The 23718-nt window shown below is 33.9% G+C and carries 16 protein-coding genes; 10 read left to right on the top strand and 6 right to left on the bottom strand.

Annotated elements, in window-relative coordinates:
* The first annotated feature begins 5 nt into the window (after positions 1-5).
* Entirely contained in the window at positions 6-2033 is a 2028-nt protein-coding gene (locus tag ACNQGG_RS11880; protein ID WP_417964233.1) for a beta-N-acetylhexosaminidase, read from the top strand.
* A gap of 220 nt (positions 2034-2253) precedes the next feature.
* Complete coding sequence (locus tag ACNQGG_RS11875; RefSeq protein WP_417964231.1) at positions 2254-3870, top strand: ABC-F family ATP-binding cassette domain-containing protein; 1617 nt, start codon at positions 2254-2256, stop codon at positions 3868-3870.
* 87 nt (positions 3871-3957) lie between these two features.
* On the opposite strand, the gene ACNQGG_RS11870 is transcribed toward ACNQGG_RS11875, so the two are convergent.
* Together ACNQGG_RS11870 and ACNQGG_RS11865 are read right to left on the bottom strand one after the other, a co-directional pair.
* On the bottom strand, positions 3958-4881 hold the full coding sequence (locus ACNQGG_RS11870) for a hypothetical protein (protein ID WP_417964229.1): 924 nt from the start codon (positions 4879-4881) through the stop codon (positions 3958-3960).
* A gap of 403 nt (positions 4882-5284) precedes the next feature.
* Positions 5285-5458, bottom strand: a complete 174-nt coding sequence (locus tag ACNQGG_RS11865; protein WP_417964228.1) for a hypothetical protein — start codon at positions 5456-5458, stop codon at positions 5285-5287.
* A gap of 211 nt (positions 5459-5669) precedes the next feature.
* Between ACNQGG_RS11865 and ACNQGG_RS11860 the strand changes: the two genes are divergently transcribed.
* The 8 genes from ACNQGG_RS11860 (at position 5670) to ACNQGG_RS11825 (ending at position 12386) form a co-directional block, all read left to right on the top strand.
* Positions 5670-6854, top strand: a complete 1185-nt coding sequence (locus ACNQGG_RS11860; RefSeq protein ID WP_417964226.1) for a DUF418 domain-containing protein — start codon at positions 5670-5672, stop codon at positions 6852-6854.
* 85 nt (positions 6855-6939) lie between these two features.
* Positions 6940-7479, top strand: coding sequence for a bifunctional pyr operon transcriptional regulator/uracil phosphoribosyltransferase PyrR (gene pyrR / locus ACNQGG_RS11855; RefSeq protein WP_416837593.1), 540 nt, complete (start codon positions 6940-6942; stop codon positions 7477-7479).
* A gap of 55 nt (positions 7480-7534) precedes the next feature.
* On the top strand, positions 7535-8461 hold the full coding sequence (locus ACNQGG_RS11850) for an aspartate carbamoyltransferase catalytic subunit (protein WP_417964224.1): 927 nt from the start codon (positions 7535-7537) through the stop codon (positions 8459-8461).
* 74 nt (positions 8462-8535) lie between these two features.
* Positions 8536-8868: a ribonuclease Z gene (locus ACNQGG_RS11845; protein WP_417964222.1), complete on the top strand. Its 333-nt coding sequence runs from the start codon at positions 8536-8538 to the stop codon at positions 8866-8868.
* A gap of 73 nt (positions 8869-8941) precedes the next feature.
* Positions 8942-9847: a ribonuclease Z gene (locus tag ACNQGG_RS11840; RefSeq protein WP_417964220.1), complete on the top strand. Its 906-nt coding sequence runs from the start codon at positions 8942-8944 to the stop codon at positions 9845-9847.
* Between the two features lie 96 nt (positions 9848-9943).
* Complete coding sequence (gene pdxH, locus ACNQGG_RS11835) at positions 9944-10588, top strand: pyridoxamine 5'-phosphate oxidase (protein ID WP_417964218.1); 645 nt, start codon at positions 9944-9946, stop codon at positions 10586-10588.
* A gap of 165 nt (positions 10589-10753) precedes the next feature.
* On the top strand, positions 10754-11257 hold the full coding sequence (locus tag ACNQGG_RS11830; protein ID WP_417964216.1) for a CAP domain-containing protein: 504 nt from the start codon (positions 10754-10756) through the stop codon (positions 11255-11257).
* Between the two features lie 622 nt (positions 11258-11879).
* Complete coding sequence (locus ACNQGG_RS11825) at positions 11880-12386, top strand: CAP domain-containing protein (RefSeq protein ID WP_417964214.1); 507 nt, start codon at positions 11880-11882, stop codon at positions 12384-12386.
* Between the two features lie 94 nt (positions 12387-12480).
* On the opposite strand, the gene ACNQGG_RS11820 is transcribed toward ACNQGG_RS11825, so the two are convergent.
* From ACNQGG_RS11820 to ACNQGG_RS11805, 4 genes are all read right to left on the bottom strand, one after another.
* Positions 12481-14421 carry an OmpA family protein gene (locus tag ACNQGG_RS11820; RefSeq protein ID WP_417964212.1) on the bottom strand — a complete coding sequence of 647 codons (1941 nt, stop codon included), beginning with the start codon at positions 14419-14421 and terminating at the stop codon, positions 12481-12483.
* Positions 14422-14457: 36 nt separating this feature from the next.
* Positions 14458-14862 (bottom strand): tetratricopeptide repeat protein, encoded by a 405-nt coding sequence (locus ACNQGG_RS11815; protein ID WP_417964210.1) that lies wholly within the window; start codon positions 14860-14862, stop codon positions 14458-14460.
* Positions 14863-14872: 10 nt separating this feature from the next.
* Positions 14873-15781, bottom strand: a complete 909-nt coding sequence (locus ACNQGG_RS11810) for a PorP/SprF family type IX secretion system membrane protein (protein WP_417964208.1) — start codon at positions 15779-15781, stop codon at positions 14873-14875.
* Positions 15782-15941: 160 nt separating this feature from the next.
* Positions 15942-23618, bottom strand: coding sequence for a gliding motility-associated C-terminal domain-containing protein (locus ACNQGG_RS11805; RefSeq protein ID WP_417964206.1), 7677 nt, complete (start codon positions 23616-23618; stop codon positions 15942-15944).
* Positions 23619-23718 lie beyond the last annotated feature (100 nt).

Raw genomic sequence — 23718 nt, 5'->3', positions numbered from 1 at the left:
AAAATATGAAATACATCCTAATATTACTATTTGCTGCTTTTGTGTCAAATGCCCAGATACAAAAAGAACAATTAAATCTTATGCCGTGGCCTCAAAATATAAATTTGACAGCTGGTACTTTTGCTTTAAGCAAAAATTTTAAAGTGAATATTACCGGTAATCCAAATCCTAGAATTTTTATTGGAGCAACCCGCTTTTTACGAAGATTGGATGGCAGAACAGGATTGTTCTTGGAGCAAAGTTTTTTGACAAAAGTCAATGAAAGTCCAGAAGCAGAACTGCAAATTAATTGTGTTCGCAACGGAAAAATAGCAATAAATGAGGATGAAAGTTATAAACTAATTATTGCTTCCAATAAAATATCAATCGATGCCACATCTGATTTAGGCGCTTTGTATGGTTTGGAGACTTTATTACAATTACTGCAAAATAACAGTACCTCGTATTATTTTCCTACTGTTGAAATTATAGATTCACCAAGATTTACCTGGAGAGGATTGATGATTGATGGAGCAAGACATTTTCAGCCGGTGGATGTTATCAAAAGAAATCTTGATGCTATGGCTTCGATGAAAATGAATGTTTTTCATTGGCATTTAGCCGACGACCAAGGATGGAGAATTGAAATGAAAAAACATCCTAAATTGATTGAATTAGCTTCAGATGGGTATTATTATACTCAGGAAGAAATTAAAAACATTGTAAAATATGCTGACGAAAGAGGGATTTTAGTTATTCCGGAAATAGATGTGCCTGGTCATGCATCTGCGTTGCTCACTGCTTATCCAGAAGTAGGAAGTAAAGTGAGTGATGGAAAAGTTATTTATGAAGTGCAAAGAAATTCAGGAATTTTTAATGCAACATTGGATCCTTCAAACCCAAAAACCTATCAATTGTTAAGTGAAATTTTTGATGAGGTTTGTCCGTTATTTCCGGGAGAATATTTTCATATCGGAGGTGATGAAAATAATGGTAAAGAGTGGAATGCAAACCCTAAAATACAGGAATTCAAGAAGAAATACAACTTGGCTAATAATCATGATTTGCAAACCTATTTTAACATGCAGTTGATTCCAATGTTGAAAAAGCACAACAAAAAAATGATGGGCTGGGAAGAAATAATGACCGAAAACATGTCTAAAGATGCCATAATTCATGCCTGGAGAGGAACGAATGAAGGTCTTGCTTCTGGCGGGGCATTAATCAAAGCAGCAAAAAGTGGCTTTAAAACAGTTTTATCAAATGGCTATTATATTGATTTAATGCTTGGTGTAGAGAAACATTATTTGAATGACCCGATACCAAAAAACAGTATTTTGACTCCGGATGAAAAAGCCAGAATATTGGGTGGAGAAGCAGCAATGTGGAGCGAGCTAGCAACACCTTTAAATATAGATTCAAGGATTTGGCCTCGAACAGCTGCTATTGCGGAGCGATTGTGGTCTAATGAAAATGTTACCGACATGAATAGCTTACGCAAAAGATTGAAAACAATTTCATTTAGATTAGAAGAACTTGGAATTACACATTTAAGAAATAAAGAAGTGATTTTGAGAAATATTAGTAACAATCAAAAAACTGCAGCACTGAATGATTTTTCGAATGTTTGTGAACCGTTGAAAAATTATACCCGTAATGGTGGAGGGAAAAAATATCGAATGCATTCTCCGTTGACTTTATTTGCAGATGCATGTACTACAGATGCATTAGATGTTTTTGATTTTGATATTGCAGTAAAAAACTATTTAGAAAATAAAAGTCAAGAAAATCAAATTTTGGTGACCAATTTTTTTAGAAAATGGATTGCTATGAATACTGACTTAATTAGTTTAAGTGCTAATGCTCCGCTGGTGCAACCGCTTTTACCATTGTCAAAAAGTTTAAATGATTTATCACAACAATTGTTACTCATAATAGAGAATAAACAAATGGTAAACCCAACTATTTTGAATGATTTATTAGAACAATGTAATTCTAAAAAGAATGCTGATGTAGAATTAGCAGTTTACAATAGTTTAAAAAAGTTAATTTAAGTTTTAAATCGATATAAAATATTAGTTTCTTTTCTATTTGGTTAATGGTTTGTTTTAAGAAAATTAATATTGCAATCCTGACAGGTCTGATTCTGACAGGATTTTTTTTGATTAGCACTTTAATGTTAAGCAAATTACAATTCATAAAAATGTATTTTCCGAATAAAAAAAATCAGTATTTTTTTCGTATTTTTGCAAAAATTTTATAAAAATAATATTCATGTTAACAGTAAATAATTTATCAGTTCAGTTTGGCAAACGAATTTTGTTTGACGAAGTAAATACTACCTTCACACACGGTAATATATACGGAGTTATTGGAGCCAACGGCGCTGGAAAATCTACTTTTCTTAAAATAATTGCCGGTGAAATGGATCCTACATCAGGACATATTCATTTGGAACCAGGAAAACGTATGTCGGTTTTAAACCAAAACCATAATATGTTTGATGAGAGTACCGTTCTTGAGACCGTAATGATGGGTAATAAAACACTATATGCCATCAAAAAAGAAATGGATGCTTTGTATTTAGATTACAATGATTCAAATGCAGACAGAATAGGCGAGTTGCAAGTGCAATTTGAAGAAATGAATGGTTGGAATGCTGATTCTGATGCCGCATCAATGTTATCAAATCTTGGCATTACTGAAGAACATCATTATACTTTAATGGGAGATTTAGAAGGAAAGATAAAAGTTCGTGTCCTTTTGGCACAAGCACTATTTGGAAATCCTGATTTGCTTATCATGGATGAGCCTACCAATGATTTGGATTTTGAGACTATCGCTTGGTTAGAAAATTTCTTGGCCAACTATGAAAATACAGTAATTGTTGTTTCTCACGACAGACACTTTTTGGATTCAGTTTGTACCCATATTTCGGATATTGATTTCAGTAAAATAAATCATTATTCAGGGAATTATACTTTTTGGTATGAATCAAGCCAATTAGCTGCAAAACAACGCGCACAACAAAATAAGAAAGCTGAAGAAAAGAAACAGGAATTAGAAGAATTTATTCGTCGTTTTTCTGCGAATGTGGCCAAATCAAAACAAGCTACTTCTCGTAAAAAAATGATTAGTAAGTTGAATATTTCTGAAATAAAACCTTCAAGTCGTCGTTATCCCGCGATTATTTTTGACCAAGAGCGTGAAGCAGGAGATCAAATTTTGAACGTACAAAATCTAAGTGCTTCAATAGATGGGGATGTTTTGTTTAAAGGAGTAGATTTGAATATGGCGAAAGGCGACAAAATCGTTCTTTTCTCAAAAGACTCTCGTGCTACAACTGCTTTCTATGAAATTTTAAATGGAAACCAAAAAGCAGATTCAGGAACTTACGATTGGGGAGTCACTACAAATCAAGCGTATTTGCCAGTAGAAAACCATTCTTTTTTTGAGAGTGATTATTCGCTCGTAGATTGGTTGCGTCAATGGGTAAAAACTGAAGAAGAGCGTGATGAGGTTAATATTCGTAGTTTCCTTGGGAAAATGATTTTTTCAGGAGAGGAAGCCTTGAAAACTTGTAGAGTACTATCTGGAGGAGAAAAAGTACGGTGTATGTTGTCTCGAATGATGATGGAAAGAGCCAATGTCTTAATGCTTGATGAACCTACGAATCACTTGGATTTAGAGTCGATTACAGCTTTTAATAATTCCTTGAAAAACTTCAAAGGATCAGTAATTTTTACTACTCATGATCATGAATTTTCTCAAACGGTTGCTAATAGAGTTATTGAATTGACTCCAAATGGTGCGATTGACCGTTACATGACTTTTGATGATTATCTTGATGATGAAAAAGTACAGGAGTTAAGAACAAAAATGTATTCTTAAAAGATGAGTTTTTAATATAGAAAAAGGCGAGTGTTTTTTAAAACACTCGCCTTTTTTATTATATCAATCTACTGTCCACAATTATTTCTAATTACAAGTTAAGCCAGCAATAGGAGCAGGAGCAACACTTGGATTATTTGTCGATACAGACCAACTTCCAGTAATTATACCACCAGTATTTGTTGAATTCCAAGTAACTCTTATTGTTATTTCAGAACATTTAGAAATACCTCCTTCAACTTTTATTATTCTGTTTGAACTTCCACCAGGTGTAGATTGTGTAGTTGTTGTATTAGTACCACCAGTAACAGTTACAACAGCATTAGCGCCAGTAAAGTTAGTCAATCCACCTTGGATTTTGAAATAAGATAAATCAGTATCTGATTTAAATGTATAAACAGCTTCACGAGATTGACCACATGAAATGGCTTTTCCTTTAAATGAAGTAACACAATCGTTACAAACACCAAAAAGACTATAATTTACATCAAAAACGGCCTGAGGTCCATTTCCTGTAACTTGTAATGCAAAAATTTTAACGTCACAAGCTTTCCATCCTGAGCTTAACGGAATGGTTAAAGTACCCCAAGCGCCAGCTGCAACAGGACCAGTTGTCCATGATGAAACTCCATCGATTACCAAATCGCTCCATCCATTAGAACTTTTTACTTTTAAAATAAAATCAGTAGCTGTATTATAATATTCAATGTCTACTGTTTTGCTCTTTTGATCATTGTTACGGCCTCCCCAACTAACTATTTGTTGATCTGTTGTTTTAAAATATGGTCCATCAACTTTAATACAATCCATACTACAATTACCACTTGATATTTTAGTAGAAACTGGAGCCACTAAGCTTGTTTTTAATGTTGTAGTTGCGGTTTTATTATTTGTAGCGTCAGAAGGTGCTGGCGTTAATTCTTCAGTTTGACAAGAATAGACTATGCTGAAAAAGACAAGTAGGCAGGAAAAATTCAATAAGACTTTTGATTTTTGGGCAAATTTTTTCATATATTTTACTTTTAAATTTTTAAATGTTATGTTAAATTATTAAAAATAATCGTACGAAAAAATATAAATTAACTTATTCTATGAACGGATTGGTATATACGATTAAAGTCATTTGATATTTAAAATTTGTAGTTTTTTAGTTGTTAATTTTTTTTTAGATACTTGAAAGTTAGATTTAGTACATGTTTTTTTGATTATCAAAAAATGATGATTTATTTCGTTTTCTTTTTAAATACAATTTGAATGAGACTAAAAGTACTTTTAAACATACAAATAATCAATCGATAAAATAAAAAAAGCTTCCAAAAAATTACTTTTGAAAGCTTTTTTTATTGAACTAATCTCTAGTTTTAGCTATTTAATTGACTAAAAAATATGAATCAAACTACAGTCAATTTTTTGATTACTTTTTACCAACGATTTTGCTAATTAAAAAAATGACGATAGCAATTGCAACAATCACAATAAAAATACCAACACCCACTCCGGCTTTAAATATACCTTCTATTACTGAACAGCTTGTAAACGAAATTAGTACTATAAAAAGGACCAATATTCTTGTTATTTCTTTTTGCATGATTTTATATTTTAGGTTACTATAAAAGTATAAAAATAGAATTACGATTAGTTATATAATTTTTGTAGTTTCTTGTGAAATTTTACAAATATGGAAAAAAAATAACAAAATGTTAATTTATAATTTATAATTATTTTTTTTTAACTAATTTTCATATTAAAAAAAATATATTTTTGAGTTTTACTATTTCTATTTAAATCCAATTTATAAAATGACGAAAATTACTTTCAATTTAAAAGCTCCTCGAATAGATGTTGTTGATGCCTTGCGTGGTTTTGCAATTATGTCCATTATGTTACTTCATAATGTGGAACATTTTGAATATTATTATTTGCCCGAAAATTTTCCAGCTTGGTTAGTGGCTTTAGATAAAATTGTTTGGGATTCTTTATTTTTTCTTTTTGGGGGGAAATCGTATGCCATTTTTGCACTGTTATTTGGTTTTAGTTTTTACGTTCAAAACGATAATCAAGCTAAAAAAGGAAATGACTTCAGAGGACGATTTTTTTGGAGAATGATGTTATTATTGGTTTTCGGAATTATCAATACGGCATTTTATCAAGGTGATATTCTTACTTTGTATGCTTTTCTAGGGCTTTTATTGATACCGGTCGTAAATTGGAGCAATAAGGCAGTGTTTATAACAGCTGTTATTTTAATTTTACAACCTTTGGAATGGGCGAGATGTATTTATTATATTTTAAATCCAGATTATATAGCTCCTCCTAATTTGTCTAATGCTTATTATGAAAGCATTGGGTATTATATGAAAAATGGATCTTTCGTTGATTATGTAATTGGAAACTTGACATTAGGAAAAACGGCCTCTTTATTATGGTCATGGGAAAATGGAAGGTTTTTCCAGGCTCCAGCTTTATTTATGTTTGGAATGTTATTAGGGAGAAAACAACTTTTTACAACAACTGTTGAAAATTCCCAGTTTTGGAGCAAAGTATTACGCTATGCAACCATTTCCTTTATACCGTTGTATTTTTTGAAAACCTATATGATTGACATAGTAACAAGAGCAACGTTATCCAATAAGTTGACTATAATATTTGCTTCATGGTCAAATGTTGCATTTATGTTAGTACTCGTTTCTACTTTTGTTTTACTGTATCAAAAGGATTCTGTTAATAAAGTCCTTGTTAAATTGATTCCTTTTGGGAAAATGAGTTTGACAAATTATATCATGCAATCCATGATCGGTTCCTTTATTTATTATAGATATGGCCTTGGTCTTTTTGAATATACAGGAGCAACATACTGTTTATTGATAGGAATTGTATTATTTAGTATCCAATTATCTTTTTGTACTTGGTGGCTTAAAACCCATAAGCAAGGGCCCTTAGAATACATTTGGCACAAAGCAACATGGATTTCATTCGGTAAATAATGAGTGCAACTATTTTCTCGCTTTATAATTATAAAATCATAAAGTGGAATTCGTATATTTGCAAAACCAAACAACACACTTTAACATGAGTCAAAAAGTATTACTTACTGCAAAAGAAGTTACTATCATATTACATCGTTTGGCCTGTCAGTTAATTGAAAAACACTTAGATTTTTCAGACACTATTTTGGTAGGGATTCAACCAAGAGGCATTTTTTTAGCGGAACGTTTGAAAGAAATTTTAGAAAAAGAATATCAAACCCCGGAAATAAAGCTTGGTTATCTGGATATTACGTTTTTTAGAGATGATTTTCGCAGAACGGATAAACCATTAGAAGCAAATAAAACCAAGATTAATTTTATTGTCGAAAATAAGAAAGTTATTTTTATTGATGATGTTTTATTTACTGGAAGAAGCATACGTTCTGCCTTGACTGCTATTCAATCTTTTGGGAGACCTTCTGAAATTGAGCTACTAGTTTTAATTGACAGACGTTTTAGTCGCAATTTACCTATTCAGCCGGATTATAGAGGAAGACAGGTAGATGCGATAAATAACGAAAAAGTGAAAGTGAGTTGGAAAGAAAATGACGGTGAAGATGGCGTGTATTTAATTACAAGTTAAACAATATTATATTTGAAATCTAACTATTAAAAAAACTAATAATCGTAAAAAAGAAATGAAAGAATTAAGCGTAAATCATTTATTAGGAATAAAATACATCAACAAGAATGATATTGACTTAATTTTTGAAACTGCCGATCATTTTAAAGAAGTCATCAACCGACCAATTAAGAAAGTACCTTCTTTACGAGATATTACTATTGCCAATATTTTTTTCGAAAACAGTACCCGAACAAAACTCTCTTTTGAATTAGCTCAAAAACGTTTATCTGCCGATGTGATTAGTTTTTCAGCGGCACAATCTTCAGTGAAAAAAGGAGAAACACTTATCGATACCGTAAATAATATACTTTCTATGAAAGTGGATATGGTGGTGATGCGACATGCCAATCCTGGTGCAGCTTATTTTTTATCCAAAAACGTAAAAGCCAGTATAGTAAATGCAGGTGATGGAGCGCATGAACATCCTACACAGGCTTTATTAGACAGTTATTCAATTAGAGAAAAATTAGGAGAAGTAGCAGGAAAAAAAGTTGTAATTATAGGTGATGTACTACATTCAAGAGTAGCATTATCTAATATATATGCTTTACAAATGCAAGGGGCAGAGGTAAAAGTTTGCGGACCAAAAACGCTTATCCCAAGACATATTGAATCCCTTGGAGTTACTGTGGAACCTAATTTGAGAAAAGCGCTTGAATGGTGTGATGTGGCTAACATGTTACGTGTACAAAACGAGAGAATGGATGTGAATTATTTTCCATCAACAAGAGAATATGCACAACAATATGGAGTTGACAAAACATTACTGGATTCGCTGAATAAAGAAATCATAATCATGCATCCAGGGCCTATCAATCGTGGTGTCGAAATTACCAGTGAAGTGGCTGATTCCAGTCAATCAGTTATTTTGAATCAAGTAGAAAATGGTGTGGCGATTAGAATGGCAGTTATTTATCTTTTGGCATCAAAAATTCAGTAATTTAAAATAAAAACTTAGTAACTTAGCTACTTGGTAACCTGTCTGCCATTGTGCAGCTTCTGAAACTTAAAAAAATGAAAGTAGATCAAAAAGGCCACACGATTACAATTAAAGATACACAAGGTGATTTTACTTCTTTTTTGATGAAGGTAACGCATCAATACAAAACATTTGAAAAGCATAACTTGATTATTGATCTCTTACTTTACAAAGATTTATCTACTGATAGCATAAAGTTATTTTTGCCTTTATCGAAACAACATAAGAAAGGTAAAAAGTCATTTGTTATTGTTACTTCTGATTTTGATTATAATGCAGTTCCTACTAAATTAACTGTCGTTCCTTCCTTATTAGAAGCTCATGATATAATTGAGATGGAAGAGATTGAAAGAGATTTAGGTTTTTAAATTAGTGTATTCGGTTATTTGTTTAACCGTTTAATTGATTTAACCAAATACGCTATAACCCATACACAAAAACTTGAAATTAACAATACTTGGTTGCTATGCCGCAACACCTAGAACTTTTACCAATCCTACATCACAGATTTTAGAAATAAAAAATAGACTTTTTCTGATTGATTGCGGTGAAGGGACCCAAGTGCAATTACGCAAAAATAAAATCAGGTTTTCTAAGATCAATCATATTTTTATTTCACATTTGCATGGAGATCATTTTTTTGGATTAGTGGGTTTAGTTTCCACTTTTACATTACTTAACAGAGTCACTGAGTTGCATATTTACGGACCCAAAGGGATTCAAGAAATCATTAAGCTACAATTGCGACTGTCCAATTCTTGGACTAATTACGGATTGTTTTTTCATGAATTGGAATCTCTTGAAAGCGAAGTAATATTTGAAGATGAAAAGGTTTTGGTGAAAACCATTCCGTTAAAGCATCGTGTTTATACCAATGGGTTTTTATTCCAAGAAAAAATAGGGGAGCGGAAACTAAATTTAGATGCAGTTCAAAATTATGAAATTGATACTTGTTATTATCAGAAAATAAAAAACGGTAAAGACATCACTCTGGAAGATGGTAGAGTCATTGAAAACGACAAATTAACATTCGATCCTATTCCTGCTAAAAGTTATGCTTTTTGTTCTGATACTGCTTATAATGAATCTGTCCTTCCAATTATTGAAAATGTAAATGTATTATACCACGAATCTACTTTTTTACAATCAGAAGAAAATCTGGCAAAAAAAACATTGCACTCGACTGCAAAAGAAGCTGCAATGATTGCTTTGAAATCTAATACGAAGCAATTAATTTTAGGACATTATTCTACAAGATATCAAAGCATCGAACTATTTAAAGAAGAAGCCGAAACAATTTTTCCGGAAGTTTTTTTAGCCGATGATGGGAAAAGTTTTGAGTTTTAAATAAAGACAATTTATGCACTATAAAATTGATACTGTATTTTAAGATTATTCTATTTCGAATAATCTTAAAATCAAACAATCTTAAAATTTAAAAAAATGAGTGATTTAAGCAATTATCGGAAATCCTACGAAAAGAGTGAATTATTAGAATCCAATATTCCAGAAGACCCAATAAACCTATTTAATAGATGGTTTCATCAAGCAGAAGATTTTGGTGTCAATGAAGAAGTTAATGCCATGACCGTTTCAACAATTGGTTTAGATGGCTTTCCAAAGTCCAGAGTTGTTTTGTTAAAAAAATTCAATGAAGAAGGATTTATTTTTTACACCAATTATAATTCAGAAAAAGGGAAGGCTATTGCCAATAACCCTAAAGTATGTCTTTCGTTCTTTTGGCATACTATGGAACGTCAGGTTATTATAAAAGGGATTGCCCAGAAAACGTCAGAAAACGTTTCAGATAATTATTTTGAATCCAGACCTGATGGGAGTAAGTTAGGAGCGATAGTATCAAACCAAAGTGAAGTTGTGCCTTCACGAGAATTTTTAGAGGATAATCTTAAACAATTAGAAAAAGATTTTGAAAGTATGGTTATTCCAAGACCGGAGTATTGGGGAGGATTTTTGGTTACTCCTTTAGAAGTTGAATTTTGGCAAGGAAGACCTAACAGATTGCATGATAGAATTAGATATATATGTCAAGAAGATTTCTCTTGGAAAATTGATCGATTATCTCCATAATGTAAGAATAATACATATAAAAAAATATTTATGATGTAGTTCGTCGATTTTATTTGGTAGTTTAGCGATAAAATATGTACTTTTAAAATATAATTAAAGACAATATTTGTAAAAACATTAAAGAAGTTTGCCCCACAATCTACTTTAAACTTAAACTACTCTATTATGAAGCTAAAATTACTTCGTGCACTATTGCTCGTGGCTGTGATATGCACTATGAATTCATGTTCGTCAGATGCTTCTGAAGCAACAACAGAAAATGCTACTGTCCAAAAGGTAGTTAACTATACCTATAATACTTCTGAAATAGAAACTATGGATTTGATAAATACTTACAGAGTTAGTGTAGGATTAAATCCTTTAGAAAAAATTAATCATATGTCTTATAAGTCAGAAGAGCATGACAACTATATGATTATTAATAATGTAGTTAATCATAATGATTTTGTTGCTCGTTCTGAAAATATAATCAAAGTTTTAGGTGCTAAAACTGTAAGCGAAAATATCGCTTATAATTACAATACACCTCAAGCGGCTTTAAATGCATGGTTAGCTAGTCCTGGACATAAAGAAAATATTGAAGGCAATTTTACTCATTTTGGAATTTCTATAAGAGAGAATCCAGTAACGGGTAAAAAATATTACACAAATATCTTCGCGAAAATATAAGTTAATTTTTTGTTTATTTTTGGTATTAAAAGGCTGTCTTCCCCCCAAAAGACAGCCTTTTTCTGTTTATAGATTTTTAGGACTTTGATAACCTTATTAAATTAAAGTTCAGTTTGCAATTACAATATCCACAGACTATTTTTAAATATTAGGTTTATTGTTCTGGTTAACAGAAAATATTAAAGGGAATTTTACTCATTTTAGTATCTCAATCTTAGATATACTGTGGCCTGTAAAAAAGGATTTACCAATATCTTTGTGAAAATATAAGTTACTATTTATTTTATTACTGTAGTTGAAATGTTGTATTCTGTCTAAAAGGCAACCTTCTCTGTTTTTATTAGACGTTAGATAGTTGACTGTAGTCTATTGAAATGGTAAAATTTTAATTTTGAAGTGGTATAATACAGAGTATTTAATCTTTGGGAATAAAATTGACAATAAATTTATTTTTTTATCGAAATGTAATAAAAAAGTGTTTTTTAAAAAATATTGTTATCTTTTTTTAAATCACTTGATTTTTGAAGTGTTATATATACATTTACAAACGGTCAAACTATAACGATTGAAATAATTCTAAATGTGTAGTTTACAACTTGTTAATTTAATCCCTTAATTTAATATGACATCAGTATTATTTCGTGTTTTATTTCTCAGTTTTTTATTTTTTGTGATATCTTCTTGTTCTTCAGATAATCCTGAATTACCAACATTAGCCGCAACGTCTTATCAAAAAATAGTCGATTATAATTATAACACTTCTGAAATCGAAACTTTGAATTTAATTAATACTTATAGAGTTAGCATTGGGTTAAATTCTTTGGGAAAAATTAATTATATCTCTCTGAAGTCAGAAGAGCATAATAATTACATGATTATCAATAATGTGGTTGATCATAATGATTTTTTAGCTCGTTCTGAAAATATTATGAATGTCCTAGGTGCTAAATCTGTAAGTGAGAATATTGCTTATAATTATAATTCTTCACAGTCTGTTTTAAATGCTTGGTTGGCAAGCCCTGAACATAAAAAAAATATTGAAGGTAGTTTTACTCATTTTGGTATTGCAATTAGAGTGAATCCATCTACAGGTAAAAAATATTATACCAATATTTTTGCCAAAATATAATTAAGGATATATTATCATAAAGGCTGCGCTCAGGTAGCCTTTATGATAATATATAACTTTGATTAGATTGTGGAATTATAATCTCAAACCGTTTTTATAAGGCCGTAATTATAAATTCGCTACGTCTGTTGAATTGATGTTCGTCTTCTGTACATTCTACATCATCAGCGCATTTGTTTACAAGCTGTGTCTCTCCGTATCCTTTACCAATTAATCTATTGGGATCGACTCCATTTTTGATCAGCCAGTTTATAGTTGCTTTAGCTCTTCTATCTGATAAAGCTTCATTGTATTCGAAAGTTCCACGACTATCTGTATGGGAGCGAATATCAAGTTTCATGCTAGGATATTGATTTAATACATCTAATATTTTTTCTAAATCAATTGCAGCTTCTACTCTAATATTAGATTTATCAAAGTCAAAGTAAATCATTTTTATTCCAAAACATTTACCCAAATCATCACCAACGGTTACTTTACATTTTGATTTTTCCAATCCGATAGGTAAGTATGTTTTTCCATTTGTTGAAGCAATGGTAATTTTTTGTTCTTTGGTGGTGTATTCTGGTTTTTCAGCTCTTACATTATAAGTTTTTCCACATTCGACAGTAAAAGAATAATTACCTTTATCATCAGAAGTAGTAGTGTTCACTAAATTAAATTGGCTGTCGTACAAAGTTATTTTAGTATTAGGTAGTAATTCTTTGGTAGTTATATCTGTTATTTCGCCATATAAAAATTGTTCACAAATGAGTCTTTTCGTTTCCAAAAATTTATAAATATCGTCATAACCTTGTCCACCATCTCTATTGGAACTAAAAAATCCTCTTCTTGATTTTGTGTCAATTAAATAAGCAAAATCATCTTTAGGCGAATTAACATCAGCTCCTACATTTTGAACTTCATTGAATGTAGCGTCTTCACTTATTTTGGACATAAAAACATCTAATCCACCAAGACCCGGATGCCCATCTGAGGCAAAATAAAGTTCATTTTCATCATTTATAAATGGAAAGGTTTCTTTTCCTTCAGTATTGATTGTATTTCCTAAGTTTTCGGGAGTAGCAAAACTGCCATCGTCATTTATTTTCACCTTGAATAAATCAGATTGACCAATCGTTCCCGGCATATCTGAAGCAAAATATAATGTCTTCCCATCAGGGCTTAAAGCAGGGTGCGCTGTACTGTAATTGTCACTGTCAAAAGGCAGTTCAGTTATATTAACCCATTTGTCATTTTCTAAACTAGCTTTATATATTTTTATTAAAGTGATTCTATCTCCATCTTTTCCTTTTTTACCATCAAGATAGTTATTTCGGGTAAAATACATGGTTTTTCCATCATTTGTAAAAGTAGGAGTAGATTCATGAAACTTTGAATTTATAGTTTTATCAAATTTTTTAGCTGTGCTTGTAGTCATTTTATCGCCTAAATCTGCACTGTATAAATTTGTAAAATATTGATTGGTCCATTTGTGTTTTCTCTGTCCTAAACTTCCTGTATCTCTAGCTGAAGCAAATACGATTTTATTCATATATAAAGCGGTTCCGTAATCAGAGTATTTCGAATTAATACCTGCATCTTCTACCTGATATCTACCTGAATTAGCTTTTATAGCTTCTAAATAATTGGTATTTTTTTTGAAAAGTTTTCCTCTAATATCGTTTGCTGATTTTTGATTGAATAGTTCCATCATCTCATTGGCTTTATCATTTTGGTCAATGGATCTTAAAGACTGCGTATAACGATAGTAATATTCCAGTTCTAAATTGGTAGTGTCCATGGCAAATAATTCACCATACCATTTGGCAGCTTTGTCCAGCTCAGCGTTGAAGTAATAGGCATTCCCCAATTTTTTAAACATGTCTGCAGATTTATACCCTTTTTCAGCAACCCTTTCGTAGGTTTTTATAGCGTCTACATAAGCATAGTTATCATACTTTTTATCAGCTGCAGTTACTCTTGCTTTTTGGGAATAAATGTTAAATGAAAAAACACTTACTATTGTTATGTAAAGGAGTATAATATTTTTCATAATAATTGTTTTTAGAAGAATTTTTAACTTGTGATTTTATCGTCGTTTTCGATTTTTTAGCTCGACTACAACCTCTGATTTTTGTTTTAATTTCTCTAGTATCTCATTTGCTTTATCATTTTGACCAATAAAATTTAAAGATTTAGCATATTGATAATAATATTCAGGTTCTAAATCATTAGTATTCATGGCAAATAATTCACAATACCATTGGGCAGCCTTTTCTAAATCAGTGCTCTGGAAGTACAAATCTCCCAGTTTTTTAAATAGATCTACTGATTTATACCCTTTTTCTGCTACTCTTTCGTAGGTTTTTATAACATCTACATAGGCATATTTATCATTTATTTTATCTGTTACATAAAATTTTGAATTTTGAGTATACCCTTTAAAAGAAAAAATAGTTACTATTGTTATGTAAAAGAGCGTATTTTTTTTCATAAACTTATTTTTAGAAGAATCTAGGAGTGGTGATTTTGTTGTTGTTTTTGAATAATTCATAGCGTAGGAAAATTTCATGGGACCCAGAATTATAGTTGTCCAAATTAGTCGTATCATGATCATATCCATATCCTATATACAAACCTTCAGAAACCTGAAATCCAACCATAGCACTTAAAGCAGCACTCCATCTATAGGCAAGTCCCACGACAAATTTTTCATTGAACATAAAATTTCCAGATATATCCGTTTGAAGCGGAGCACCCTCAACCATTTTGGCGAGAACTGCGGGCTTAAATTTAATATAATTATTCAAATCAAATACATAACCGGCAATCAAGTAGTAATTAATTTTTTCTTTAAAAATAGCCACTTCATTATCATCATAACGATTGGTTTCTATAAAGTTAGGAACGGAAAGGCCAACGTAAGCTTTATCTGAATGCCAATAGATACCTGCGCCAATATTTGGGGAGAATTTATTATTATAATCATGCAAGCTTGGGTCATCATCCGCAGGATTTAGTCTGGTTACATCCAAATCAAAAAGATTAGCTGTTGCTTTAATACCAAATGAAAGTTTAAAAATTTCCGAAGTTGGAACGGTATAAGACAAATCAGCCGAGATGGTATTTTCATGAGTAGGACCAATTTTATCATTTATAATCGATACTCCTAATCCTAAGGTACTTGCGTTAAGAGGTGTATGCATAGACAGAGCGTTAGTTACTGGTGCCCCATCGAGTCCTACCCATTGTGTACGGTGTAATGCAAAAATACTTAAAGCGCCTCTAGATCCTGCATAAGCGGGATTAATATTGATTGTGTTGTACATGTATTGAGTAAATTGAGCATCTTGTTGTGCAAAACTTACAATGGCTGTAAACATCAAAACGAAAGAAAATAATTTTGTTTTCATAGCAGCTGTTTATTATTTTAAATTATCTATCGAACTCATTTCTAAGAATTCGACAGGTCATTTGATAGTTTTGATTACTGTTTATCATTCAGGAAATAGGGCTATTGGCATTATATTTTTATTAAACCTGAGGACAACGAAGTCCTTAGGCAATAAAATTTTAATTTTTAGTAAGATATAAAAAACCGTCTTTTTTATTGGTTAGCGTTTTTCCGGAGTTATCAAATGAAGTATAATTCAAGATGTAATAGTAAGTTCCTGTAGGTAAACCAGATGATTGACTGATAGTTGTTCTACCTTCTGAAATACCTTTAAATACTTTACTGGTATTATTATAACCAGTAGTTTCAAAAACCAATACACCCCATCGATTGTAAATTTCAACTGTATTATCTGGGTAACAGATACTATCATCGATATTATCGATTATGAAATTTTCATTGATTCCATCCCCATTTGGTGAAAAGGCATTATGAACTAATATTGTTCCGCATCCCAATACTTTACAATCAAAGTTTACATTCATATTTACAACCATGCTTAAAGGACAATCCACTCCATTGATTTTATATTCAAAAACATAATCTCCAACAGGAATATCTAGTGGGGAGAATATACTGCCTTGTAAGGCACTTGCGTTAACTGTATTTGTCCAAGTCCATGTTCCGTTTGTAGAAGTACCCTGAGGCAATAAACTATTTAGGTCAATAGTTGATGAGTCTGCATTACAAGCAGAGCTAGCTATTGTTAAACCACCATTGGCGACAGTTACATTCACTATTTGAACAAATTTTGATGTGTTTCCACAAACATCGGCAACATTCCATTCCCTAATAATTGAATAAGAATTTTGGGTTCTGTTAATAATATTCTCCGTAAATACTGCAGGAGATACTGCGGAACAATTGTCTGCAAATACAAGTTCTGGTTTAGCAGGAATCGCATTGCAATTAACATCTATCGATGGGCTAAATACGGAAGCAGTTGTAGGACCCGTTGTATCTTGTACGTTTATGGTTTGTGAAGCCGTAGCAGCATTTCCACAAGCATCAGTTGCTGTCCAAGTTCTTGTTACAGAATAAGAGCTAGTGCATGTGCTATTTGTAGTTTTATCTTCAAAAGCTAAAGTTACAATCGAACCACAATTATCAGTAGCTGTTGCCGAAGCAAATACAGGTGTTGTAGGGCAAGAGATAGTTGAAGCTGGAGGTAATGCTGCGATAACCGGAGCAGTTGTATCTTGAATATTGATGGTTTGCGTAGCTGTTGATGCATTTCCACAAGTATCGGTAGCGGTCCAGGTTCTGGTTACAGAATAAGACCCTACGCATGTGCCATTTGTAGTTTTATCTTCAAAAGCTAAAGTTACAATCGAACCACAATTATCTATAGCTGTTGCCGTAGCAAACACAGGTGCTGCAGGACAAGATATAGTTGAAGCTTCAGGTAATGCTGCGATAACCGGAGCAGTTGTATCTTGAACGTTTATGGTTTGTGAAGCCATAGCAGCATTTCCACAAGTGTCTGTAGCCGTCCAAGTTCTAGTTATTGAATAAGAGCCCGCACATTGACCGTTTGTTGTTTTATCTTCAAAAGCTAAAGTTACAGTAGAGCCACATCCATCAGTTGCAATGGCTTGAGAGAAGGCAGGTGCTGCAGGACAAGATATAGTTGAAGCTTCAGGTAATGGAGCGATAATCGGGGCAGTTATATCTTGAACGTTAATAGTTTGAGTAGCAGTAGCAGCATTTCCACAAGCATCAGTTGCTTTCCAAGTTCTGGTTACAGAATAGGAACCCGCACATTGACCATTTGTAGTTTTATCTTCAAAAGCTAAAGATACATTAGAGCCACATCCGTCAGTTGCAATTGCTTGAGCAAATACAGGCATTGCAGGACAAGTGATTGTTGAAGCTTCAGGTAACGCAGCTATAACTGGAGCAGTTGTATCTTGAACGTTGATTGTTTGTGAAGCAGTTGAAGCATTTCCACAAGCATCGGTAGCAGTCCAGGTTCTGGTTACAGAATAAGATCCTGCACAAGCACCATTTGTAGTCACGTCCGAAAAAGTCAATTTAACATCCGAACCACAATTATCAGTAGCCGTAGCTGTTATGAAATTAGGCGTTTCAGGACAAGTGATAGTTGATACTTCAGGAAGTGTTCTAATCATAGGTGCAGTATTATCAATTACATTGATAATTTGTGAAGTAGAAGATGAGTTGCTACAAGCATCAGTGAAAGTCCAAGTTCTATTAATAACATACGAGTTGATACATTCACCTTGAACAATAGTATCAATCCCTTGAGTGGTGATTTGACCATTACAATTATCAGTAGCGGTAAGTGAAGCCATTGCAGGCACATCAGAAGCACAAGCAACAGTTATTGTTGCAGGAGCTAAGGGAGCTACAGGGGCAGTACTATCTTTTACACTAAATGTAGCTGAAGTTGAAGAAATATTTCCACATGCATCTTTTGCGGTAAATTTCACAGTTACTGCTGTTGAACAATCGTTGGCAAGTGCATTAAAGTTATTAGACCATGTTACATCAGAACAATTATCAGAAGCACTTGCTCCACCATTTTTTGCTAGCCAATCAGCAATGAAATTTTGATTGCCCTGACCATCACATTCAACAGTTATGTTTGAAGCAGCAACATTAATAATAGGCGCAGTCGTATCTTCAATAGTGATTACTTGCGTAAACACTTCGGAAGTGTTTCCACAACCATCTTTTACCGTCCACGTGTTGGTATAAGTTCCGGCATTGGCACATCCTTCAGAAGCTATAAATTGACCGCTTACTTTTGTTATATTGGCTACATCAGCATCACATTTGTCGGTAGCTGTTGGAATTAATCCTTGGACTGTTGCCAAAGCTTCTGCATCGCTACATTCCACAGTTCTATTTAAAGCAGAGGCTTGAGTAGACCAAGTTGGGGCGGTAGTATCTTCAATGGTGATTACTTGCGTAAACATTTCGGAAGTGTTTCCACACTCATCTTTTACCGTCCAAGTATTAGTATAAGTTCCGGCATTGGTACACCCTTCAGAAGCCATAAATTGACCGCTTACTTTTGTTATATTGGCTACATCAGCATCACATTTGTCGGTAGCTGTTGGAATTAATCCTTGGGCTATTGCCAAAGCTTCTGCATCGCTACATTCCACAGTTTTGTTTAAAACAGAGGCTTGCGTAGACCAAGTTGGCGCTGTGGTATCTTCAATAGTGATTACCTGTGTAAATACTTCGGAAGTGTTTCCACAACCATCTTTTACTGTCCAAGTGTTGGTATAAGTTCCAGCATTGGCACATCCTTCAGATGCGATAAATTGACCGCTTACTTTTGTTATATTGGAAACATCCATGTCACATTTATCGGTAGCCGTTGGAATTAAACCTTGGGCTGTTGCCAAAGCTTCTGCATCGCTACATTCCACAGTTCTATTTAAAGCAGAGGCTTGAGTAGACCAAGTTGGGGCGGTAGTATCTTCAATGGTGATTACTTGCGTAAACATTTCGGAAGTGTTTCCACACTCATCTTTTACCGTCCAAGTATTAGTATAAGTTCCTGCATTTGCACATCCTTCAGAAGCCATAAATTGACCGCTTACTTTTGTAATATTGGTTACGTCAGCATCACATTTGTCGGTAGCTGTTGGAATTAAACCTTGAGCTATTGCCAAAGCTTCTGCATCGCTACATTCTACAGTTTTGTTTAAAGCAGAGGCTTGAGTAGACCAAGTTGGCGCTGTGGTATCTTCAATGGTGATTACCTGCGTAAACATTTCGGAAGAGTTCCCACAATTATCTTTTACCGTCCAAGTGTTGGTATAAGTTCCAGCATTGGCACATCCTTCAGAAGCCATAAATTGACCGCTTACTTTTGTTATATTGGAAACATCCATGTCACATTTATCGGTAGCCGTTGGAATTAAACCTTGGGCTGTTGCCAAAGCTTCTGCATCGCTACATTCCACAGTTTTATTCAAAGCTGAGGCTTGAGTAGACCAAATTGGCGCTGTGGTATCTTCGATAGTGATTACCTGAGTAAATAGTTCGGAAGTGTTTCCACACTCATCTTTTACCGTCCAAGTGTTAGTATAAGTTCCTGCATTGGCACATCCTTCAGAAGCCATAAATTGACCGCTTACTTTTGTAATATTGGTTACATCAGCATCACATTTGTCGGTAGCTGTTGGAATTAATCCTTGGGCTGCTGCCAAAGCTTCGGTATTACTACATTCAATAGTAGTGTTTAAAGTAGTAGGTTGAGTAGACCAAGTTGGCGTGGTGGTATCTTCAATAGTGATAACCTGAGTAAATACTTCGGAAGTGTTGCCGCAATTATCTTTTACCGTCCAAGTGTTGGTATAAGTTCCCGCATTGACACATCCTTCAGAAGCCATAAATTGACCGCTTACTTTTGTAATATTGGTTACATCAGCATCACATTTGTCGGTAGCTGTTGGAATTAATCCTTGGGCTGTTGCTAAAGCTTCTGCATCGCTACATTCTACAATTTTGTTTAAAGTAATAGCTTGAGTAGACCAAGTTGGCGCGGTGGTATCTTCAATAGTGATAACCTGAGTAAATAGTTCGGAAGTGTTTCCACAATCATCTTTTATCGTCCAAGTGTTGGTATAAGTTCCAGCATTGGCACATCCTTGAGAAGGCATAAATTGACCGCTTACTTTTGTAATATTGGTTACATCAGCATCACATTTGTCGGTAGCTGTTGGAATTAATCCTTGGGCTGTTGCCAAAGCTTCTGCATCGCTGCATTCCACAGTTCTGTTTAAAGCAGTAGTTTGAGTAGACCAAGTTGGAGCGGTGGTATCTTCAATAGTGATAACCTGAGTAAATACTTCGGAAGTGTTTCCACACTCATCTTTTACCGTCCAAGTGTTGGTATAAGTTCCAGCATTGGCACATCCTTGAGAAGGCATAAATTGACCGCTTACCTTTGTAATATTGGAAACATCCAAATCACAATTGTCTTTGGCTATTGGGAATACTAATTGGGCTGCTGCCAAAGCTTCGGTATTACTACATTCAATAGTAGTGTTTAAGGCAGTAGCTTGAGTGGTCCAAGTTGGGGCAGTAGTATCAATTATTTTAATTACCTGATCAAATCCAACAGTATTTTTACAAGCGTCACTAACAGACCAATGTCTTACAATAACTTTATTGTTTTTACATAAACCGACTGGAGTTAAACAAACACTTTTGAAATAAATAGTACCAATTGCAGTTCCATCCTTTCTCGCATAAATAAACCAATTTCCATTCATGCTACCGGTAAGCTCTTCAAAACTTGACACATATGAACTTAAACCTATGATGGTATTTGTAGAAGAAAGGGCTCCATATGGGGTGAAGTTTTGAATAACATCAGTTTGTATCGGGTTATTGTTATTCCATTTTGGATAAGTAGAACCATTAGGGTAAAATACAGGTAAATATAATTCTGGATTACTTGGTGATGCGGTATCGCAATTTCCTCCGGCACAATATGGAGCAACTAAAACAATTCCTTGTCCACTTGGTGAAACTAAAGTAAATTCGACTCTACCTTTTCCTTGATTTGCTTCAAACGCAAGAGCAAGTTTTTCAATATTACTGGCAGTTATATCATCAAAACCTGAAACAGTGAATGGGAAATAATTGCCACTTCCAGTATTTATGGATGTGTCTTCTGAGTTTCCAAAACAATCATGATCTACAAATGTAGCTGTTGGATTAGAATCACAGTTGTCTTGGATGTTTGTTACTGTTCCAGTTAAAGCTGTGGTAGTATCTGCAAAACAATTCTCATCACTAGTAAGTGTTATGTTAGCTGGTGGAGTAAAAGTTGGAGGTGTTGTATCCTGAACTTTTATAGTTTGTGTATATGAAGTTTTATTTAAACATGCATCAGTAGCAGTCCAAGTTCTTAAAATAGTAGAAGAGCCAGGACAATTTCCAGGAGTTTCTGTTTCTGAAAAACTTACTGTTGCAATACCGCAATTATCATTAGCAGTCAATGTTTTAACTGGAGGAATTGCATTACATTCTACCGTCATATTAGATGGTAATGATTCATTAAAAGTTGGTGGAGTACTGTCTATTACCGTAATTGTTTGCACAAAATTGGCACTGGTGTTTCCACAACCATCGCTAAAGTTCCAATTACGTACTCTTACATAAGCATTGGCACAATTCGCATCGGCAGTGGTTACATCACTCACTAAATTTTTAGTTGGAGTTACTGTGCAGTTGTCTGTAGCTGAAGGTGTTTCTGCTAATGCAGATGCTATTCCTGCAGTATTGTTGCATTGAAGAGTATGATTTAATGAACCAGTAGAAGTGCTTACTGCTGGAGCCGTATTATCGATTACCGTAATTGTTTGCACAAAGTTTGCACTGGTATTTCCGCAACCATCGCTAAAGTTCCAGATACGCACTCTCACATAGGCATTGGCACAATTCGGATCGACAGTAGTTACATCACTCACTAGATTTTTAGTTGGACTTACTGTACAGTTGTCTGTAGCTGAAGGTGTTTCTACTAATGCAGAGGCTATTCCTGCAGTATTGTTGCATTGTAAGGTATGATTTAATGAACCAGTAGAAGTGCTTACTACCGGAACCGTATTATCGATAACTGTAATTGTTTGCACAAAATTGGCACTGGTGTTTCCACAACCATCGCTAAAGTTCCAAGTACGCACTCTTACATAGGCATTGGCACAATTCGCATCGGCAGTGGTTACATCACTCACTAGATTTTTAGTTGGACTCACTGTACAGTTGTCTGTAGCTAAAGGTGTTTCCGCTAATGCAGAGGCTATTCCCGCGGTATTGTTGCATTGAAGAGTATGATTGAGTGAACCAGTTGAAGTACTGACAACCGGAACCGTATTATCGATAACCGTAATTGTTTGCACAAAATTGGCACTGGTGTTTCCACAACCATCGCTAAAGTTCCAAGTACGTACTCTCACATAGGCATTGGTACAATTTGTATCGGCGGTAGTTACATCACTCACTAGATTTTTAGTTGGACTCACTGTACAGTTGTCTGTAGCTAAAGGTGTTTCTGCTAATGCAGAGGCTATTCCCGCGGTATTGTTGCATTGAAGAGTATGATTTAATGAAGCAGTTGAAGTGTTTACTACCGGAACCGTATTATCGATAACCGTAATTGTTTGCACAAAATTGGCACTGGTGTTTCCGCAACCATCGCTAAAGTTCCAAGTACGCACTCTCACATAGGCATTGGTACAATTCGCATCGGCAGTGGTTACATCACTCACTAGATTTTTAGTTGGACTCACTGTACAGTTGTCTGTAGCTAAAGGTGTTTCTGCTAATGCAGAGGCTATTCCCGCGGTATTGTTGCATTGAAGAATATGATTGAGTGAACCAGTTGAAGTACTGACAACCGGAACCGTATTATCGATAACCGTAATTGTTTGCACAAAATTGGCACTGGTGTTTCCACAACCATCGCTAAAGTTCCAAGTACGCACTCTCACATAGGCATTGGTACAATTCGCATCTGCAGTGGTTACATCACTCACTAAATTTTTAGTTGGAGTTACTGTGCAGTTATCAGTAGCTGAAGGTGTTTCTGCTAATGCAGATGCTATTCCCGCAGTATTGTTGCATTGTAAGTTATGATTTAATGAACCAGTAGAAGTGCTTACTACCGGAACCGTATTATCGATTACCGTAATTGTTTGCACAAAATTGGCACTGGTGTTTCCGCAACCATCGCTAAAGTTCCAAGTACGTACTCTCACATAAGCATTGGCACAATTCGCATCGACCGTGGTTACATCACTCACTAAATTTTTAGTTGGAGTTACTGTGCAGTTATCAGTAGCTGAAGGTGTTTCTGCTAATGCAGATGCTATTCCCGCAGTATTGTTGCATTGTAAGTTATGA

The organism is Flavobacterium esculini (assembly GCF_048284325.1).
Lineage (GTDB): Bacteria > Bacteroidota > Bacteroidia > Flavobacteriales > Flavobacteriaceae > Flavobacterium.
The sequence above is the reverse complement of the archived record's forward strand: the minus strand, read 5'-3'. Positions and strand labels throughout refer to the sequence as shown.

Coding starts and splice junctions, on each gene's coding strand:
- ACNQGG_RS11880 (WP_417964233.1), top strand. CDS start 6: ATGAAATACATCCTAATATTACTATTTGCTGCTTTTGTGTCAAATGCC.
- ACNQGG_RS11875 (WP_417964231.1), top strand. CDS start 2,254: ATGTTAACAGTAAATAATTTATCAGTTCAGTTTGGCAAACGAATTTTG.
- ACNQGG_RS11870 (WP_417964229.1), bottom strand. CDS start 4,881: ATGAAAAAATTTGCCCAAAAATCAAAAGTCTTATTGAATTTTTCCTGC.
- ACNQGG_RS11865 (WP_417964228.1), bottom strand. CDS start 5,458: ATGCAAAAAGAAATAACAAGAATATTGGTCCTTTTTATAGTACTAATT.
- ACNQGG_RS11860 (WP_417964226.1), top strand. CDS start 5,670: ATGACGAAAATTACTTTCAATTTAAAAGCTCCTCGAATAGATGTTGTT.
- pyrR (WP_416837593.1), top strand. CDS start 6,940: ATGAGTCAAAAAGTATTACTTACTGCAAAAGAAGTTACTATCATATTA.
- ACNQGG_RS11850 (WP_417964224.1), top strand. CDS start 7,535: ATGAAAGAATTAAGCGTAAATCATTTATTAGGAATAAAATACATCAAC.
- ACNQGG_RS11845 (WP_417964222.1), top strand. CDS start 8,536: ATGAAAGTAGATCAAAAAGGCCACACGATTACAATTAAAGATACACAA.
- pdxH (WP_417964218.1), top strand. CDS start 9,944: ATGAGTGATTTAAGCAATTATCGGAAATCCTACGAAAAGAGTGAATTA.
- ACNQGG_RS11830 (WP_417964216.1), top strand. CDS start 10,754: ATGAAGCTAAAATTACTTCGTGCACTATTGCTCGTGGCTGTGATATGC.
- ACNQGG_RS11825 (WP_417964214.1), top strand. CDS start 11,880: ATGACATCAGTATTATTTCGTGTTTTATTTCTCAGTTTTTTATTTTTT.
- ACNQGG_RS11820 (WP_417964212.1), bottom strand. CDS start 14,421: ATGAAAAATATTATACTCCTTTACATAACAATAGTAAGTGTTTTTTCA.
- ACNQGG_RS11815 (WP_417964210.1), bottom strand. CDS start 14,862: ATGAAAAAAAATACGCTCTTTTACATAACAATAGTAACTATTTTTTCT.
- ACNQGG_RS11810 (WP_417964208.1), bottom strand. CDS start 15,781: ATGAAAACAAAATTATTTTCTTTCGTTTTGATGTTTACAGCCATTGTA.